This window comes from Streptomyces sp. NPDC085866 (assembly GCF_044541035.1).
Lineage (GTDB): Bacteria > Actinomycetota > Actinomycetes > Streptomycetales > Streptomycetaceae > Streptomyces.
Map to the genome: position 1 here is coordinate 337,449 of NZ_JBITSQ010000008.1, position 16,484 is coordinate 353,932.

The window sequence follows — 16,484 nt, forward strand, 5'->3', positions numbered from 1 at the left end:
GCGACCTGCTACGGCACCACCACGATCTTCCGCCCCACGCCCGCCGCGAACTGCTCCAGCGCCTCGGGGTACCGCTCCAGCGGGATCCGGTCGCTGATGAACACCTCTGGGTCCAGCACCCCGTTCGCGAACAGTTCCGCGGCCCGCTCGAAGCTGTGCAGGACCGCCATCGAACCGGTGATGGTGATCTCCTGGTTGTAGATGCGGTACGGATCGATCGTCACGCGCGTCGCGTAGTCGGCCACCCCGAACTGCAGGAACGTGCCCGCCTTCGCCACCCGGTCCAGGCCGTCCTGGATCGCCGCCGCGTTGCCGGTCGCGTCGACGACCACGTCCCAGCCCTGGGGGCGGTCCAGTTCGTCCGCGTTCGCGGCGGACGCCGAGACGCCGAGGCGGCGGGCCGTCTCCAGGCGGGACGGGTTGAGGTCCACGACGTCCACGCTCGCCGCGCCGGTGCGCTTGGCCAGTTCCAGCATCATCAGGCCCATGGTCCCGGAGCCGTAGATCAGGACGTGGGCGCCGAGGCGGGCGCGGAGGACGTCGTAGCCGCGTACCGCGCAGGACAGGGGTTCGACGAGGGCCGCGTCCTGGGTGCGGACGTGTTCGGGAAGCTTCACGCAGTTCGCCACCGGCGCCACCGCGTACCGGGCCGCACCGCCCGCCGTCGTCACGCCGATCGCGGCCCAGCGCTCGCACAGGTTGTTGTGGCCGGTACGGCAGTAGCGGCACTCGTGGCAGTAGAGGGAGGGGTCCACGGCCACGCGGTCGCCTACTCCGACCTCCGTGACCTGGGTGCCGACCCCGACCACCTCGCCCGCGAACTCGTGCCCGGGGACGATCGGCAGCTTGGGCGCGAACTCTCCCTGGAGGATGTGCAGATCGGTGCCGCACAGGCCGCAGGCGGCAACCTCGACGACGACGTCGCGGGGACCTGGCGTCGGGTCCGGGACCTCGGTGACGACGGCGCGGCCCACGGACTCGATGACGGCGGCCTTCATTTCACGGCTCCCAACGACAGGCCCTGGACCAGCTTGTCCTGGGCGGCGAACCCCGCGGCGAGCACCGGCAGGGAGATGACGAGCGACGCGGCGCACACCTTCGCCAGGAACAGGCCCTGGCTGGTGATGAAGCCGGTCAGGAAGACGGGGGCGGTCTCGGCGACCACGCCCGTCAGGACTCGGGCGAAGAGCAGTTCGTTCCAGCTGAAGATGAAGCAGATCAGGGCGGTGGCGGCGATGCCGGGCAGGGCGATGGGGGCCACCACGCGGGCGAGGATCGTCGGCAGGCGGGCGCCGTCGATCTGCGCCGCCTCGATCACCGCCACCGGGACCTCGGCGAGGAAGGACTGCATCATCCACACCGCGATCGGCAGGTTCATGGAGGTGTAGAGGACGACCAGCAGCCAGATGTTGTCGAGCATCCCGGCGTTCTTGGCGAAGAGGTACACCGGCAGCAGGCCCGCCACCGCCGGCAGCATCTTCGTGGAGAGGAAGAAGAACAGGACGTCCGTCCACTTCTTCACCCGGCGGATGGAGAGCGCGTACGCCGCCGGGAAGGCCAGCAGAAGCACGCACAGCGTCGAGAACACCGACGCCATGGTCGAGTTGATCAAGGCCGGCCAGGGGCTCGCGCCGCCGCCCGTGCCGAAGAAGTCGCGGTAGCCGTCCAGCGTCAGAGCCGCACCGAAGGACGGGGGATTCGTAGCGGCGTCGGCCTCCGAGTGGAAGGAGGTCAGAGCCATCCATGCGATGGGCAGGAAGAACAGCAGACCGACCACCCAGGCCAGCAGGCCGAGGCCCACTCCGCGGCGGCTGCGGATGCGTATGGCGACGGCGCTCATGCGCGGGACACCTCCTCGCGGAACAGGGACGACACCACGCGCAGGGCGAAGGTCGCGATGACGATCGAGCCGATGACGACCAGGACGCCGGCGGCCGAGGCGAGGCCGTTCTCATGGGCCTGGTAGAAGCTCTGGTAGACGGTGTAGGGGAGGTTCGCGGTGCCCAGGCCGCCGGAGGTGATCGTGAATACCGCGTCGAAGTTCTGGACGATGTAGATCGAGCCCAGCAGGGAGCCCAGTTCGAGGTAGCGGCGTAGATGGGGGAGCGTGAGGTGGCGGAAGATCTGCCAGTCGCTCGCACCGTCCACCCGCGCCGCCTCGATCTGCTCGGGGTCGCGGCTCTGCAGTCCCGCCAGCAGGATCAGCATCATGAACGGCGTCCACTGCCAGACGAGCGAGGCCTCGATCGCGAGGAGCGGGGTGTTCGAGATCCAGTCCGGCTGGGGGCCTCCGACATAGTGCAACAACCCATTGAACAGTCCGTATTCGGGGTTGTAGAGCACATGCTTCCACAGCAGGGCCGCAGCGACGGGGACCAGCAGGAACGGGGCTATCAGCAGGGTGCGGACTACGCCGCGGCCCCGGAACCTCCGGTTGAGCAGCAACGCTATTGCGAGGCCCAGGACCAGGCTGACCATGACCACCGTGACCGTCAGCAGGACCGTCGTCCACACCGAGTGGCGCAGGTCCGGGTCGGTCAGGACCTGGCGGTAGTTGTCGACGCCGGCGAAGTGACGGGCCTTCGGATAGAGGGCGTTCCAGTCGAAGAACGAGATCACCACGGTCGCCACGAAGGGCAGCTGGGTCACCACGACCATGAAGACCAGCGCGGGCAGCAGAGGGGCCCGGACGGCCCACGCACGCATACGGTTCGGCCGCCGGGGCGCAGGCCGCGCAGCGGCGGCGGCGACCGGGGCGGAGGTCGTGACGGTCATGATCCCTCGTACTTCTTGGCGACGGCCTGGGCGAGCTGCTGCGACTTCTGCAGCGCACTGTCCACGGACTCCCGGCCGGCGATGGCGGAGCTGATCTCCTGGGAGACCTTGGTGCCCAGGTCGGTGAACTCGGGGATGCCGACGAACTGGATGCCGGGCGCGGGGCGGGGTTGCACACCCGGGTCGTTCGGCTTGGCACTGGCTATGGAGTTCCGGGTGACGTCCGCGAAGGCGGCCGCCTCCTTGCGGTACTCCGGGATGTCGTACGTCGACGAACGCTTGCCGGCCGGCACGTTGGCCCAGCCTGCCTTCTCGCCCACGAGCTTCTCGTAGTCCTTGCCGGACGCCCACGAGATGAACTTCCAGGCGTCGTCGGGATTCTTGGACGCCTTCTGGATGCCCCACGCCCAGGTGTAGAGCCAGCCTGAGCTGTCGGTCTTCTCGACCGGGGCCGGGACATAGCCGATCTTTCCCTTGACCGGGGAACCGGAGGCCTCCAGTGAACCCGCGCCGGACGTGGCGTCGTACCACATGGCCGTCTTGCCCTGCGTCATGTCGTTCAGGCACTCGGCGAAGCCGGACTGCGCGGCGCCGGACTCGCCGTGCCCCCGGACCAGGTCGACGTAGAACTGCGTGGCCTGCTTGAACTCCGTGGAGTCCACCTGTGCCTTCCAGTCCTTGTCGAACCAGGTGCCGCCGAAGGTGTTGACGACGGTGGTCAGTGGAGCCATCACCTCGCCCCAGCCGGGCAGCCCGCGCAGACAGATGCCCTTCATCCCGGACTCGGCCCCGTCCACCTTGGCGGCGAGGTCGGCGACCTGCTTCCAGGTGGGCTTGGCCGGCATGGCCAGGCCCTTCTTCTGGAAGACGTCCTTGCGGTACATCAGGAAGGAGGACTCGCCGTAGAAGGGCTCGCCGTAGAGCTTGCCGTCCGAAGCGGTGAGAGCCTGCTGCATCGGCTTGAGGATGTCCTGCTGGTCGAAGGCGGCGTCGTTCTTGACGTACGAGTCGATCGGGTGGAGCCAGCCGTTCTTGGCGTAGATCGGGATCTCGTAGTTGCTGAGCGTGGCGACGTCGTACTGGCCCGCCTGGTTGGCGAAGTCCTGGCTGATCTTGTCTCTGACGTCGTTCTCCGGCAGGACGGTGAAGTTCACCTTGATCCCGGTGTCCTTGGTGAAGTGGTCGGCGGTGAGTTTCTGCAACTCCACCATCTGCGGGTTGTTCACCATCAGGACGTTGATGGAGTGCGCGGAGGACCCGCCGCCGGCGCCCCCGGCGCCCGAGCAGCCGACGAGCAGTGGAGTGATCAGCGTTCCTGCGGCGGCCACGGCAAACAGTGCGCGAGGCGTTCGGCGGCTCTGGGTTTGCATGGAGTGCTCCTGGACGTATGGGTAGATAAGGGGCACCTGCGGCACGGGTGTGCCCCTGGGGGACTGTGTTCGGTTCTTCAGACCCGGATGACCTGCGGGCCCAGCAGGGAGTAGCGGTGGGCCTCGGCCGCCGGGAGCAGTGTGCTCGTCACGATCGCCTCCAGGGCGCCGACCTCGGCGAACCGGCAGAAGCTGACCGCTCCGAACTTGGTGTGCACGCCCGCGAAGACCGTCCTGCGCGCGGCGCGGATGGCCTGGGCCTTGACCTCGCTGACGGCGGGGTCGGGGGTGGTCAGACCGTGTTCGCGGGAGATGCCGTTGGCGCCGATGAAGGCGAGGTCGACCACGAAGCCGGACAGCATCCTGGTCGTCCAGTGGTCGACGGTCGCCAGGGTGCCGGAGCGGACCCGTCCGCCGAGGAGCAGGACCGACATGTTCTCGGCCTCGGCGAGGGCGCCCGCGACGGGCAGGGACGCGGTGACCACGGTCAGCGGCCGGTCCGTCGGCAGGGCCTCGGCGATGAGCTGCGGGGTGAAGCCCTCGTCGACGAAGACCGTCTCCGCGTCCCCCAGCAGCTCGGCCGCGGCGGCCGCGATCCGGCGCTTCTCGGGGACGTGGCTGGTGGCGCGGAAGGCGAGTGTCGTCTCGAAGCCGGCGCTCTCGACCGGGTAGGCGCCGCCGTGGGTGCGGCGGACCAGCCCGTGGTCCTCCAGGGCGCGCAGGTCGCGCCGGATGGTCTCCTTGGCCACGCCCAGCCGGGCGGCGAGTGCGGTGACGTCGACCGAGCCCGTGGCGCGCGCGGCCAGCACGATCTCGCGCTGGCGTTCTTCCGCCGTCCTCGTGCTCATGTCGTCACCCTCTTCCCTGTGGAGCTGCCCGTTCGGGCCCATGGGGGAAGTTCTACAGCGGGTGTGCGGCGCTGACCAGGCCTGTTGCGGGCTCGATACTGCCCGTGTGTGCCCGTTTGCGTAGCGGCGTGCCCGCCTCGGACCTGCGCGGCTGCCGGGCGAGAGGTGGGAGCGGGCGGCCCGGATGCCCGAACACGGTGGCGGGCGGGCCCGTTCGGTGCCCGCCCGCCGCGATGAGCGATCGTTTTCCGCCGCCTCGCCGGATTCCCGGTCCCGCCGGAGGCTCAGTACGGCCAGATCGGCGGATCGTTCACGAAGTGCCCGCCCAGGTGGCTGTGGGCCGGGTTCTCCGGGTCCAGCTCGCCCTGTTCGGCGATCAGCTTCTCGGCGTACGGCTCCGAGTCGTCCTGCGGCTCGTAGCCGAGTGACCGCGCGGTCGTGAGGTCCCACCAGAGGCGGGTGTTCGCCGAGGAGCCGTAGACCACGGTGTGGCCGACCTCCTCCGCGGTGAGGGCCGCGTGGAAGAGGCGGGCGCCGTCGGCCGGGCTCATCCAGACCGAGAGCATGCGCACGCCGGTCGGCTCCGGGAAGCAGGAGCCGATGCGCACCGAGACGGTCTCCAGGCCGTGCCGGTCCCAGTAGAGCTGGGCGAGGTCCTCGCCGAAGGCCTTGGACAGGCCGTAGAAGGTGTCGGGGCGGTGTGGGGTGTCGATCGGGATCAGCACTCTTGAATCAAGAGGTGTGCCCGGGCGCGGGGCCGGGGTGAAGCCGACGGCGTGGTTGGAGGAGGCGAAGACGATCCGCGGTACGCCTTCGAGGCGGGCGGCCTCGTACAGGTTGTAGGTGCCCTCGATGTTCGACTTCAGGATCTTCTCGAAGGGCGCTTCCAGGGAGATGCCCGCGAGGTGCAGGATCGCGTCCACGCCCCGCACCGCCTCGCGCAGCGCCTCCGGGTCGGTGAGGTCCGCGGTGATGGCGTCCGGCGCGCCCTCGACGGGGCGCACGTCGAACAGGCGCAGCGTGTAGCCGTACTCCGGCAGCAGGGACCGCATCAGGGTGCCGAGCCCGCCGGCGGCGCCGGTGAGCAGCACGGTGCGGGGAGCGGGCATCCTCGATCTCCTTGACGACAGCGGCCGCATGCGTGGACGTGATTCACATTCGTGGACACGCTAGGGAGCGCCGGCGGACCTAGTCAAGTGTGCCGTGGCGTGGGGAAATCCGTTGCTGTGTTGCGGGTTTGCCCGCTTGACCCGCTCCGAGACGGGCCCGTAGCGTGAAGGTGTTCAGAAATATAGACGCCGATCAGAAACGTGCACCGACTGGGAGCGCCCGTGACGCCAGCCCCTCTCGCCGCCCGGCTCCGCGACCCGAGCGGGCCGCTGTTCTTCCCCGTCACGGCCTACGGCCCGGACGGCTCCGTCGACCTCGATGTCTTCCGCACCCATGTGCGCCGGGGTGTCGCGGCCGGGGCAGCCGCCGTGTTCGCCTGCTGCGGCACCGGGGAGTTCCACGCGCTGCTGCCGGAGGAGTTCGAGGCCTGCGTGCGGGCGGCCGTCGAGGCGGCCGAGGGGCGCGTCCCGGTGATCGCGGGCGCCGGCTACGGCACCGCGCTCGCCGTCCGCTACGCGCGTCTCGCCGAGGACGCCGGCGCCGACGGGCTCCTCGCCATGCCGCCGTACCTCGTGCTGGCCGGCCAGGAGGGTCTGCTGCGGCACTACCGGGAGGTCGCCGCCGCCACCGCCCTGCCGGTGATCGTCTACCAGCGGGACAACGCCGTCTTCACCCCGCACACCGTGGTCGAGCTGGCCCGCACCGACGGCGTCGTCGGTCTCAAGGACGGCCTCGGCGACCTGGACCTGATGCAGCGGATCGTCAGCGCCGTCCGCACCGAGGTCCCCGGCGACTTCCTGTACTTCAACGGCCTGCCCACCGCCGAGCAGACCCAGCTCGCCTACCGGGCCCTCGGCATCACCTTGTACTCCTCGGCCGTCTTCTGCTTCGCCCCCGAGATCGCCCTCGCCTTCCACCGGGCCCTTCGGACGGGCGACCAGGACACCGTGCGCCGCCTCCTGGACGGCTTCTACCGCCCGTTCGTGGAACTGCGCGCCCAGGGCCGCGGCTACGCCGTCTCGCTCGTCAAGGCGGGCGTACGGCTGCGCGGCCTGGACGTCGGCGAGGTCCGGCCCCCGCTGCACGAGCCCGGCGAGGACCACGTCAAGCAGCTCGCTCAGCTGATCGAGCGCGGCCACGCGCTGCTGGAGGAGGACGCGTGAAGGCGTCGGCGTTCGTCTACCCCTGGGACGTCAACGGGGACCCCGAGGCCCCCGCCCGTATCGCCGCACTCGGCGTGGGGCAGGTGACCCTCGCGTCCGCCTACCACTCCACCCGCGCCCTGACCCCCCGCCACCCGCGCCACCGCATCGTCACCGCCGAGTACGCGGCCGTCCTGTACCCGGTCGGCAACCGCTGGGCCGGCCGCGGCCTGCGGCCGTACGCCGCCGGGCGCTGGGCCCCCGCGGACGCCTACGGAGAGGCCGCCGAGGCGCTCGCCGCGGCCGGGCTCGAGGTGCACACCTGGGTCGTCCTCGCGCACAACTCCCGCCTGGGCGCCGAACATCCGGACACCTCGGTCGTCAACGCCTACGGCGACCGCTACCCGTGGGCCCCCTGCATCGCCCAGCACGCCACGCGCGCGTACCTGGTCGACCTGGCCGCCGAGGCCGCCGTACGCCCCGGCGCGCACGGCACCGAACTGGAGTCCCTCGGCTGGTACGGGCTGCAGCATCTGCACGCCCACGACAAGACCTCCGGGGTCGGTCTCGGGGACGCCGGGCAGTACCTGATGTCGCTCTGCTTCTGTCCCGCCTGCCGCGCCGGGTACGCCGAACAGGGCCTGGACGCCGACGGGTTGGCGACCGCCGTACGCGACGCCCTGGAGCCGCTGTGGCGGGGCGCGACCGACGACGGGGGCTGGCCGACGGTCGAGAAGCTCCTCGGCCAGGACACCGCGGCCGCCACGCGCGCGTGGCGCGACGCCACCGCCCGCACCCTCCAGGAGCAGGCCGTCACCGCCGTACGCGCCGCCGCACCCGACGGCTTCCAGGTCCTGCTGCACGCGGACCCGGTGCCGTACCACTGCGGCGCCAACGTCGGCGTCGACCCGGCCCACGTCCTCTCCGTCGCGGACGGCGTGGTGGTGCCGTGCACGGGCGGTACGGACCTGCTGGCGCCCTTCGCCGAGCAGGCGCGCGAGGGGACGGTACTGGCCGCCAACTTCACGGTGGTCTCCGGGATGGGCGGCAGCCCCGGCACACTCGCGGCCGACGCGGCACGCGCGCGTGCCCGGGGCGCGACGGAACTGCGGCTGTATCACGCCGGGTTGGCGTCGGACGGGGACCTCACGGCGGTGCGCGAGGCGCTCGGCGCGCGCTGAGCCGCGAGCGCGGCGGCCGTCAGCAGCAGCGCCAGGCCGTAGAGGGGCAGCAGCAGCCCGGGGCCGGCCAGTTCGACCAGGCCGGCCCCGACGGCCAGCCCGACCACGTTCGGCGTGAACATCAGCGTGTGGGCGGTGGCGGTCGCCCGGCCCAGCAGCGGACCCGGGGTCTCCCGCTGCACGGCGGTGAGCGCGGCGATCAGCACGCAGGGCAGACCGAGGCCGACGGCGGCGCCGGCCAGCAGAGCCACCGGATCCGACGGCACGGCCCGCGCGGCCACTCCGGCCGCCGTCAGGGCGATCCCGGCCGCCGCGAACCGGCGCCCGCCCAGCCGCCGCAGCGCCGGCCCGGAGACCAGCCCGACCGCCACCGAGCCCGCCCCCTGGACGGCGTACAGCACACCCGCATAGGCGGGGGAGTGCCCGAGGCGGTCCACGACGGCGTACAGCGTGGTGCTGCCCAGCGAGGCGAGGAGCATCGTCGTACCGCCCGCCCGGACCAGCGGACGCAGCCCCGGGTGCCCCCACAGACGGCGGACGCCCTCGGTGGTCCGGCCCCACCAGCCGTCACCCGGCCGGGCGGGCCGTTCCTCGGGTACGCGCAGGAGGGCGCACAGCCCGGAGGCGAGCACGAAGGTGACCGCGTCGAGACAGGCGACGGCCGGACCGCCGTAGACCGCGTAGAGGCCCGCGCCGGTCAGCGGGGCGACGAGCTTCATGCCCTCCGTGACGGTCAACCGCAGTCCGTTCAAGTCGCCGAGCAGGCCCGGGGCGACGACGGCGGCGACCAGGGCCGACTCGGCGGCCTCACTGACGACGCCGGCGGCGCCGTACAGGAACAGCACGGCGAACAGCAGCCACAGGCCGCCGGGCGAGTCGACGGTGAGGAGGGTGAGGAGGGGGGCTGCCAGGCCCAGGTTCAGGGTGATGAGCAGGGTCTTTCGGTGGAAGCGGTCGGCGAGGGTGCCGAGTGCCGGGCCGGCCAGGGTGGGTGCCCACATCGCGAGCGTGCACAGGGCGGCCAGACCATTGGAACCGGTGAGGTCCTTGACCCATACGCCGGAGGCCAGCCACAGCGAGGAGGTTCCGAAGGCGGACACCAGCAAGCCCGTGAGATACAGCCCGGCGTTGCGGTCCCGCAGCACCCGCGTCACGGGCCACGAAGTCGTCATGCCTGCTCATCGTGGCCCTAAGGGGGGTGCACACGGATCGGTCACCTGCCTTATCCGCGCGCGTGACCGTCGCGGCGACAATCCGTCGGAACCTGTCACTCACCCCCCTGGGGCGGCCGCGGCCCCGTCCCTACCGTCGACCGCATGCGCTACATCGCCCCGATCCTCATCGGCCTGCTCTACGTCCTGCTCATGTCCCTCGTTCCCGAGCCGCACCGGCGCCGCACCGGCGCGGTGATGATCGCCGGCGCGGGTGCCGCCTACCTCAGCGGCGGGGGCCTCGGCGGCTGGGAGTTCGCGTTCACCGCGGTGGCCACCTACGTCGCCTACCGGGGTCTGGACTCCTGGACCTTCATCGGCGTCGGCTGGCTGCTGCACACCGCGTGGGACGTCGTGCACCATCTCAAGGGTCACCCGATCATCCCGTTCGCCCACGACTCGTCGTTCGGGTGCGCGCTCTGCGATCCGGTGATCGCGCTGTGGTGCTTCGCGGGCGGTCGGTCACCCTGGCAGTGGCTGCGCCGACGCAGGACACCGATGAGTTTCGCCGAGCCGGCCGGTCACCCCTCCGTACGGGCAGCGCAACCCCCAAGGAGCAGGACATGACCGACCCGATTCTCGACCTCGGACCACAGACCCGGATCCTGGCACGGCTCGCGGAATCCGTGACCGACGCCCAGCTGTCGGGCCCCACCCCGTGCCCCGACCTGGCGGTACGCAATCTGCTCGGCCACCTGCTGGGCCTGTCCGTCGCCTTCCGTGACGCCGCCCGCAAGGACCTGGGGACGAACACCGACACCCCTTCGAACACCGTCGTCCCGGACATCGGCCCCGGCTGGCGCGAGGAACTGCCCAAGGTGCTGGACGATCTCGCCGACGCCTGGCGCGACCCGGCCGCCTGGACCGGCATGACCCGCGCGGGCGGGGTGGACCTGCCCGGCGCGGTCGCGGGTGCGGTCGTCGCCGACGAGCTGGTGATCCACGGCTGGGACCTGGCCCGCGCCACCGGCATCCCCTACGCCCCCGACCCCGCGGCCCTCACCTCGGCCCACGGCTTCCTCGTCGCGGCGACCGACGACCCGAACCGCGGCAACGGCCCCTTCGGCCCGGTCGTCCCGGTCCCGGCCGAGGCGCCGCTGCTGGACCGGGCGGTGGGGCTGAGCGGGCGGGATCCGGGGTGGTGCCCGTAGGCGCACCGGCGATCTCCGGGCGGCGGAAGCGGCGCATCGGCCCTACGGTGACCTGAGAGGGGGGTCAGGCCGTACACGTACTACAGAGGACGCCGCCATGCAGGAGCACTACGTGTGGGTGACGACGCGCCGCCTTCAGCCGGGCACGTTGGAGGAGTTCGAGCGGGCATGGCGCCCGGCCCCCGCCCCGCCGGGCCTGCACCGCGCCTACGCGTACTGGTCCGAGGACGGGCAGGAGATCACCGGCGTGTCGTTCTGGGACACCCAGGAGTCGTGCGACGCGTGGCGGACCTCCGACCCGGAGGCGCAGCGGCGGGCGGCCATGGCCCCGTACGTCGTCTCGGAGAGCGAGGGCTTCTACCGCGGCCGTGAACTCACCCTCCCCGGTGGCGGCCATGGGTGAGCGCGGCTGACATGAGCGAGATCGTCGTCGTGTACGAGCTCGACCGTCCGGCGGCCGCCCACACCTCCCCGCCCGGCGCGGAATGCCTTCCGCGCCGGGTGCACGCGGTGCCCACCGCCCCCGGCAGGCCGGACGCCGCCGGCCCGCGGACACTGTGCGGCAAGGACACCTTCGCCATGGAACCGGCACAGTGGAAGCCTGCCGAGCACCCCGGGGCGCCGTGGTACCCCGCCGAGTACGCGTCCGTGGTCTGCCCCGACTGCGACGCCGTGATGGAGATCTGAGCAGGACCCCTGGTCCGGACGGGGAACGGAGGCGCCATGGCGGGAACGGAGGCGCCACGGCGGGTCCCCGCCGACGCCGGGTTCCGCGCCGCCCGGCTCCGCGCCGCCCGGCTCCGCGCCGCCCGGCTCCGCGCCGCCCGGCTCCGCCACCGGGTTCCACTTGGCGAAATGAGCCGGAGCCGGGCGAAAGGCGTCGTACTCTCCTGCCATGCCGCTCACCCTCACCGTCCTCGGTACCGCCTCGCCGCACCCGGGCCCCGACCGGCCCTGCTCCGGCTATCTGGTGTCCGGCGGCGGCGCCGAGGTGTGGGTGGACGCGGGGCCCGGTACGTTCGCCGCATTGCAGCGGCACACGGATCCCGCCCGGCTCACCGCGATCTGGATCTCGCATCTGCACGCCGACCACAGCGCCGACCTGCTCGCCGCCGCCTACGCCTTCGCGTTCGGCGGCATGGCCCCGCACGCGCCGATCCCGGTGTACGCGCCCCAGGACTGCGCGCGCCGGCTGGCCGGCTTCTTCGGCCGTCCCGACACCGAGTTCCTGAAGGGCGTCTTCGACTTCCGGGACCTGTACGACGGCCACGACGTCCGGCACTGGAACCTCCGTCTGACCGCCCGCGCCGTCGCCCACGACACCGAGGCGTACGGACTGCGCGCCGAGTCCCAGGGCAGCGTCCTGGCCTACTCGGGAGACAGCGGACCCTGCCCCGCGCTCACCGAACTCGCCTCCCGCGCCGATCTGTTCCTGTGCGAGGCGGACATCGACGAGCATCGCGAAGGCGAACATCCCCGACAGGTGCATCTGACGCCCGAGGACGCCGGCCGCATCGCCCGGGACGCACATGTACGCGAGCTGCTCGTCACCCACGTCGGCCCCACGCTCACCCGCGAGGCGGCCACCGGGCGAGCCGCCGCGGCCTTCGGCCGGCCCACGTCCACCGCCGTGGAGGGCGGCAGGCACACCGTCTGAGCCGCCCCGTGCCGCCGGGAGCCGGGGCGGCGATTCCGACCGGTTGACCGGGGGCATGCGCACGGGCATCGGCCAGGTGTCGTGCGGGGACAGGTGTGCCTTGCCGCTCTCAGAGCCGTCACAAGCCGCGATCCCGGGCACGGGGGGTGCTGTCGCGGGTACGGGCGAGGTGTTGTCGGGCTGCTCCGGGGGGCGTCGTGTCGAGTGCCGGAATCGCGGCGGGCCGCATGTTCGCGTGGGCGGTGCGCGAACCCGGGCGGGCGGGAGGGCGGGACGGCGGAGAGGTGGGCCGGACCCCGCGGTCCTGGCGGGACCGGGCCGGGCGGGACCTGTTCCACGGCCCGGCCACCGGCGAGGGAGCCCGGACCGTCGCCCACGGCCCCCGGCCGACATGAGTGGGCGACTTCCGCACCCGGGGGCCGAAGCCGGGGGAGACTCGGTCGACTTCGGCGGCTGCACTTTCCACGGTCCGGTCCTCGCCCGGGGCACCCAGGACATCCACTACGCGGCGCCGCGACGGCGGGCCGCGGGCGGGAATGCCGGCTGACCGCCGTGCGTCGGGCGCACCGACGCGTCGACGCCGAGTTCTTTTGTCAGAAGCATTGACGAAACCCGGGTCCCCTCCTACCTTCAACGCGTCGTACTTCGTACGTCATATATGAGACGCGATATGTGAGATCCGAGAGGGCCGCATGACCTCTGTGCCCACCCCGATCCCGTCCCGTACGCAATACGTGCTCGACGCGATCAAACACCGCATTCTGACCGGGCAGTTGACGCCCGGTCAGGCCCTGGTCGAAACGGAGCTGGCCGCGCAGTACGGAGTGTCCAAGACCCCCGTGCGGGAGGCGCTGAAGACGCTCGCCGGGACCGGTCTCGTCGTGATGAGCCAGTACAAGGGCGTCACGGTGCGCATGGTGGACGCGGACATGGCGCGCGAGGTCTACGACGTGCGGCTGCTGCTGGAGCCCGAGGCGCTGCGCCGCGCGGTGCACCGGGGCGCGCCCCTCGACGCGGCCCGGGACGCGCTCACCCGAGCCGACACCGCCGCGGACACCGCCGAACGCTCCCTGGCCAACCGGGAGTTCCACCGCGCCCTCTATCTGCCGTGCGGCAACCCGCTGCTCGGCCGGATGCTGGACGAGGTCCGCGACCAGGCCGCCCTCGTCTCGGCCGTGGCCTGGGCGACCGATCCCTCCTGGGAGCGGGAGGCCGCCGAGCACCGGGAGATCCTGCGGCTCGCGCTGGACGGCGACGCGGACGGCGCCGCGAGCGCCCTGCACGCCCACATCGCGTCGTTCGTGCAGCGGGCTTTCCCCGAGCCGCACCCGGAGGAAGGGCAGGAATGAGCAGCGTGACGTTCGAGACCCAACGGGCGGCCCTGGCCGACGTGGTGGCCATCCCGGTGACCCCCTTCGCCGAGGACGGCTCCGTCGCGCAGGACACCCACCGGGCCCTGCTGCGTCGCCTGCTCGACGGCGGGATCCGCACCCTCACCCCGAACGGCAACACCGGCGAGTTCTACGCCCTCACCCCCGAAGAGCGCCGCCTGGTCACCGAGATGACCGTCGACGAGGCCGGCGACCGCGCCGTGATCCTGGTCGGCGTCGGCCACGACCTGCCCACCGCGACCGCCTCCGCCCGGCACGCCCGCGCACTCGGCGCGCAGATGGTGATGGTCCACCAGCCCGTCCACCCGTACGTCTCGGCGGCCGGCTGGGTCGACTACCACCGCGCCATCGCCGAGTCCGTGCCCGAATTGGGCGTGGTCCCCTACATCCGCAACGCCCAGCTCCCCGGCGCCCGCCTCGCCGAACTCGCCGACCACTGCCCGAACGTCATCGGCGTGAAGTACGCCGTCCCGGACGCCGCACGCTTCGCGGCCTTCGCACGGGACGCGGGCCTGGACCGTTTCGTCTGGGTGGCGGGCCTCGCCGAACCGTACGCACCCTCCTACTTCTCCGCGGGCGCCACCGGCTTCACCTCGGGGCTCGTGAACGTCGCCCCGGCCGTTTCGCTGAACATGATCGAAGCGCTTCGATCCGGCGACTACCCGGCCGCCATGAAGGTCTGGGAGCAGATCCGCCGCTTCGAGGAACTGCGCGCCGCCCACGGCTCCGCCAACAACGTCACCGTCGTCAAGGAGGCGCTCGCCGCGCTCGGCCTGTGCCGCCGGGACGTCCGCCCGCCGAGCAGGCAACTGCCCGAGGACGAGCGCGCCGAGGTCACCGCCATCGCCGCCGGATGGTCGATATGAAGCAGCCGCACGAGCTGAGAAGCCACCAGTGGTACGGCGCCGACGGCCTGCGCTCCTTCAGCCACCGCGCCCGTACCCGCCAGCTCGGCTACCTGCCCGAGGAACACCTGGGCAAGCCGGTCATCGCGATCCTCAACACCTGGTCGGACATCAACCCCTGCCATGTGCACCTGCGGGACCGGGCGCAGGCCGTGAAGCGCGGGGTCTGGCAGGCCGGGGGCTTCCCGCTCGAGTTCCCGGTCTCCACGCTCAGCGAGACCTTCCAGAAGCCGACCCCCATGCTCTACCGCAACCTGCTCGCGATGGAGACCGAGGAACTGCTGCGGTCGTACCCGGTCGACGGCGCCGTCCTGATGGGCGGCTGCGACAAGTCCACGCCCGCCCTGCTGATGGGCGCCGCCTCGGTGGACCTGCCCGCCGTCTTCGTACCGGCCGGGCCCATGCTCCCGGGCCACTGGCGGGGCGAGGTGCTCGGCTCCGGCACCGACATGTGGAAGTACTGGGACGACAAGCGGGCCGGCCTCATCGGGGACTGCGAGATGGCCGAGCTGGAGAGCGGCCTGGCCCGTTCGCCGGGCCACTGCATGACCATGGGGACGGCGTCCACGCTGACCGCGGCCGCCGAGGCGCTCGGCGTCACCGTGCCCGGCGCGTCCAGCATCCCGGCGGTGGACTCCGGACACGACCGGATGGCCGCCAGGGCGGGCCTGACGATCGTCGAACTGGTCCACAAGGACCGCAGGTTGAGCGAGATCCTCACCCGGGAGGCCTTCGCGGACGCGGTCACCACCGTGCTCGGCCTCGGCGGCTCCACCAACGCCGTGATCCATCTGATCGCCATGGCGGGCCGGGCCGGAGTGAGGCTGACGCTGGACGACTTCGACCGCATCGCCTGCACGGTCCCGGTCCTCGCCGACGTCCGCCCCGGCGGACAGCGCTACCTCATGGAGGACTTCCACTTCGCCGGCGGCCTGCCCGGCTTCCTCTCCCGGATCCCGGACCTGCTCCACCTCGACCGGCCGACGGTCGCGCACGACACCCTGCGCCAGCAGCTGGACGGCGCGCAGGTGCACGACGACGACGTCATCCGCCGCCGCGACAACCCGGTCGCGAGCGAGGGCGGGGTCGCGGTGCTGCGCGGCAACCTCTGCCCCGACGGAGCCGTCATCAAGCACATCGCCGCCGAGCCCCACCTGCTCAAGCACACCGGCCCCGCCGTCGTCTTCGACGACTACCGGACCATGCAGCGCACCATCAACGACGCGTCCCTCGGCATCACCGCCGACAGCGTGCTCGTACTGCGCAACGCCGGCCCCAAGGGCGGCCCGGGCATGCCCGAGTACGGCATGCTCCCCATCCCGGACCACCTGCTCAGGCAGGGCGTGCGGGACATGGTGCGGATCTCCGACGCCCGGATGAGCGGAACGAGTTACGGCGCCTGCGTGCTGCACGTGGCACCGGAGTCGTACGTCGGCGGCCCGCTGGCGCTGGTGCGCACCGGGGACCCCATCACCCTGGACGTCGAGGCACGCACACTCCATCTCCACGTGGACGACGAGGAGCTGGAGCGCAGGCGGGCCGAGTGGACAGCGCCGCCCGCCCGTTACGAGCGCGGCTACGGCGCCCTCTACAACGAACAGATCACCCAGGCCGACACCGGCTGCGACTTCGAGTTCCTGGCCCGCCCGGGCAAGGTGCCGGACCCGTACGCCGGCTGAGCCCCCGCACCGCCCCTGGTGAAGCGCTTCACCCATGTGTATGTAGCAAGCGCTTCCTGTACGC

At 71.9% G+C, this 16,484-nt stretch carries 18 protein-coding genes; 11 read left to right on the forward strand and 7 right to left on the reverse strand.

From position 1 onward, the window contains the following. Window positions 1-8: 8 nt before the first annotated feature. From ACIF83_RS22350 to ACIF83_RS22375, 6 genes are all read right to left on the reverse strand, one after another. A complete protein-coding gene (locus ACIF83_RS22350) occupies window positions 9-998 on the reverse strand; it encodes a zinc-dependent alcohol dehydrogenase family protein (RefSeq protein ID WP_393481890.1) in 990 nt (329 codons plus the stop codon). Continuing rightward, the gene (locus ACIF83_RS22355; RefSeq protein ID WP_393481893.1) at window positions 995-1,840 is read right to left on the reverse strand and encodes a carbohydrate ABC transporter permease; all 846 of its coding nucleotides are present in this window, start codon (window positions 1,838-1,840) and stop codon (window positions 995-997) included. The genes ACIF83_RS22350 and ACIF83_RS22355 overlap by 4 nt, the downstream gene beginning before the upstream one ends. Next, window positions 1,837-2,775, reverse strand: coding sequence for a carbohydrate ABC transporter permease (locus ACIF83_RS22360; RefSeq protein WP_393481896.1), 939 nt, complete (start codon window positions 2,773-2,775; stop codon window positions 1,837-1,839). The genes ACIF83_RS22355 and ACIF83_RS22360 overlap by 4 nt, the downstream gene beginning before the upstream one ends. Continuing rightward, window positions 2,772-4,145 (reverse strand): ABC transporter substrate-binding protein, encoded by a 1,374-nt coding sequence (locus ACIF83_RS22365; RefSeq protein WP_399729226.1) that lies wholly within the window; start codon window positions 4,143-4,145, stop codon window positions 2,772-2,774. The genes ACIF83_RS22360 and ACIF83_RS22365 overlap by 4 nt, the downstream gene beginning before the upstream one ends. Before the next feature lie 77 nt (window positions 4,146-4,222). After that, window positions 4,223-4,993: a DeoR/GlpR family DNA-binding transcription regulator gene (locus tag ACIF83_RS22370; RefSeq protein ID WP_393481902.1), complete on the reverse strand. Its 771-nt coding sequence runs from the start codon at window positions 4,991-4,993 to the stop codon at window positions 4,223-4,225. A gap of 284 nt (window positions 4,994-5,277) precedes the next feature. Beyond that, a complete protein-coding gene (locus ACIF83_RS22375) occupies window positions 5,278-6,102 on the reverse strand; it encodes an NAD-dependent epimerase/dehydratase family protein (protein ID WP_398138619.1) in 825 nt (274 codons plus the stop codon). Window positions 6,103-6,324: 222 nt separating this feature from the next. On the opposite strand from ACIF83_RS22375, the gene ACIF83_RS22380 reads away from it, so the two are divergent. Next, window positions 6,325-7,266: a 5-dehydro-4-deoxyglucarate dehydratase gene (locus ACIF83_RS22380; RefSeq protein ID WP_393481908.1), complete on the forward strand. Its 942-nt coding sequence runs from the start codon at window positions 6,325-6,327 to the stop codon at window positions 7,264-7,266. Then, on the forward strand, window positions 7,263-8,426 hold the full coding sequence (locus ACIF83_RS22385) for a hypothetical protein (protein ID WP_399729230.1): 1,164 nt from the start codon (window positions 7,263-7,265) through the stop codon (window positions 8,424-8,426). Before ACIF83_RS22380 ends, ACIF83_RS22385 begins: the two co-directional genes overlap by 4 nt. Here the strand turns inward: ACIF83_RS22385 and ACIF83_RS22390 are convergent. Then, the gene (locus tag ACIF83_RS22390; protein ID WP_399729233.1) at window positions 8,363-9,598 is read right to left on the reverse strand and encodes an MFS transporter; all 1,236 of its coding nucleotides are present in this window, start codon (window positions 9,596-9,598) and stop codon (window positions 8,363-8,365) included. The genes ACIF83_RS22385 and ACIF83_RS22390 overlap by 64 nt on opposite strands. 144 nt (window positions 9,599-9,742) lie before the next feature. Here ACIF83_RS22390 and ACIF83_RS22395 point away from each other — a divergent pair, with 144 nt between their 5' ends. From ACIF83_RS22395 to araD, 9 genes are all read left to right on the forward strand, one after another. Further along, window positions 9,743-10,204 carry a DUF6010 family protein gene (locus ACIF83_RS22395; RefSeq protein ID WP_393481916.1) on the forward strand — a complete coding sequence of 154 codons (462 nt, stop codon included), beginning with the start codon at window positions 9,743-9,745 and terminating at the stop codon, window positions 10,202-10,204. Then, window positions 10,201-10,788, forward strand: coding sequence for a TIGR03086 family metal-binding protein (locus ACIF83_RS22400; RefSeq protein WP_399729236.1), 588 nt, complete (start codon window positions 10,201-10,203; stop codon window positions 10,786-10,788). Before ACIF83_RS22395 ends, ACIF83_RS22400 begins: the two co-directional genes overlap by 4 nt. Before the next feature lie 97 nt (window positions 10,789-10,885). Then, window positions 10,886-11,191: an antibiotic biosynthesis monooxygenase gene (locus tag ACIF83_RS22405; RefSeq protein WP_399729239.1), complete on the forward strand. Its 306-nt coding sequence runs from the start codon at window positions 10,886-10,888 to the stop codon at window positions 11,189-11,191. An 11-nt stretch (window positions 11,192-11,202) separates the two neighbouring features. Further along, window positions 11,203-11,475 carry a hypothetical protein gene (locus tag ACIF83_RS22410; RefSeq protein ID WP_393481925.1) on the forward strand — a complete coding sequence of 91 codons (273 nt, stop codon included), beginning with the start codon at window positions 11,203-11,205 and terminating at the stop codon, window positions 11,473-11,475. A gap of 208 nt (window positions 11,476-11,683) precedes the next feature. Then, window positions 11,684-12,445 (forward strand): MBL fold metallo-hydrolase, encoded by a 762-nt coding sequence (locus tag ACIF83_RS22415; RefSeq protein WP_393481928.1) that lies wholly within the window; start codon window positions 11,684-11,686, stop codon window positions 12,443-12,445. A gap of 197 nt (window positions 12,446-12,642) precedes the next feature. Further along, window positions 12,643-12,840, forward strand: coding sequence for a hypothetical protein (locus ACIF83_RS22420; protein WP_393481930.1), 198 nt, complete (start codon window positions 12,643-12,645; stop codon window positions 12,838-12,840). Between the two features lie 297 nt (window positions 12,841-13,137). After that, complete coding sequence (locus tag ACIF83_RS22425) at window positions 13,138-13,794, forward strand: GntR family transcriptional regulator (protein ID WP_393481933.1); 657 nt, start codon at window positions 13,138-13,140, stop codon at window positions 13,792-13,794. Beyond that, the gene (locus tag ACIF83_RS22430; RefSeq protein ID WP_393481936.1) at window positions 13,791-14,702 is read left to right on the forward strand and encodes a dihydrodipicolinate synthase family protein; all 912 of its coding nucleotides are present in this window, start codon (window positions 13,791-13,793) and stop codon (window positions 14,700-14,702) included. The genes ACIF83_RS22425 and ACIF83_RS22430 overlap by 4 nt, the downstream gene beginning before the upstream one ends. Further along, window positions 14,690-16,420, forward strand: coding sequence for an L-arabinonate dehydratase (gene araD / locus ACIF83_RS22435; RefSeq protein ID WP_399729244.1), 1,731 nt, complete (start codon window positions 14,690-14,692; stop codon window positions 16,418-16,420). The genes ACIF83_RS22430 and araD overlap by 13 nt, the downstream gene beginning before the upstream one ends. The last annotated feature ends 64 nt before the right edge of the window (window positions 16,421-16,484 follow it).

Bases quoted from the DNA above. Each gene is read 5' to 3' on its own strand.
- ACIF83_RS22350 (WP_393481890.1), bottom strand. From the start codon at position 998: ATGAAGGCCGCCGTCATCGAGTCCGTGGGCCGCGCCGTCGTCACCGAG.
- ACIF83_RS22355 (WP_393481893.1), bottom strand. From the start codon at position 1,840: ATGAGCGCCGTCGCCATACGCATCCGCAGCCGCCGCGGAGTGGGCCTC.
- ACIF83_RS22360 (WP_393481896.1), bottom strand. From the start codon at position 2,775: ATGACCGTCACGACCTCCGCCCCGGTCGCCGCCGCCGCTGCGCGGCCT.
- ACIF83_RS22365 (WP_399729226.1), bottom strand. From the start codon at position 4,145: ATGCAAACCCAGAGCCGCCGAACGCCTCGCGCACTGTTTGCCGTGGCC.
- ACIF83_RS22370 (WP_393481902.1), bottom strand. From the start codon at position 4,993: ATGAGCACGAGGACGGCGGAAGAACGCCAGCGCGAGATCGTGCTGGCC.
- ACIF83_RS22375 (WP_398138619.1), bottom strand. From the start codon at position 6,102: ATGCCCGCTCCCCGCACCGTGCTGCTCACCGGCGCCGCCGGCGGGCTC.
- ACIF83_RS22390 (WP_399729233.1), bottom strand. From the start codon at position 9,598: ATGACGACTTCGTGGCCCGTGACGCGGGTGCTGCGGGACCGCAACGCC.
- ACIF83_RS22395 (WP_393481916.1), top strand. From the start codon at position 9,743: ATGCGCTACATCGCCCCGATCCTCATCGGCCTGCTCTACGTCCTGCTC.
- ACIF83_RS22400 (WP_399729236.1), top strand. From the start codon at position 10,201: ATGACCGACCCGATTCTCGACCTCGGACCACAGACCCGGATCCTGGCA.
- ACIF83_RS22405 (WP_399729239.1), top strand. From the start codon at position 10,886: ATGCAGGAGCACTACGTGTGGGTGACGACGCGCCGCCTTCAGCCGGGC.
- ACIF83_RS22410 (WP_393481925.1), top strand. From the start codon at position 11,203: ATGAGCGAGATCGTCGTCGTGTACGAGCTCGACCGTCCGGCGGCCGCC.
- ACIF83_RS22415 (WP_393481928.1), top strand. From the start codon at position 11,684: ATGCCGCTCACCCTCACCGTCCTCGGTACCGCCTCGCCGCACCCGGGC.
- ACIF83_RS22425 (WP_393481933.1), top strand. From the start codon at position 13,138: ATGACCTCTGTGCCCACCCCGATCCCGTCCCGTACGCAATACGTGCTC.
- ACIF83_RS22430 (WP_393481936.1), top strand. From the start codon at position 13,791: ATGAGCAGCGTGACGTTCGAGACCCAACGGGCGGCCCTGGCCGACGTG.
- araD (WP_399729244.1), top strand. From the start codon at position 14,690: ATGGTCGATATGAAGCAGCCGCACGAGCTGAGAAGCCACCAGTGGTAC.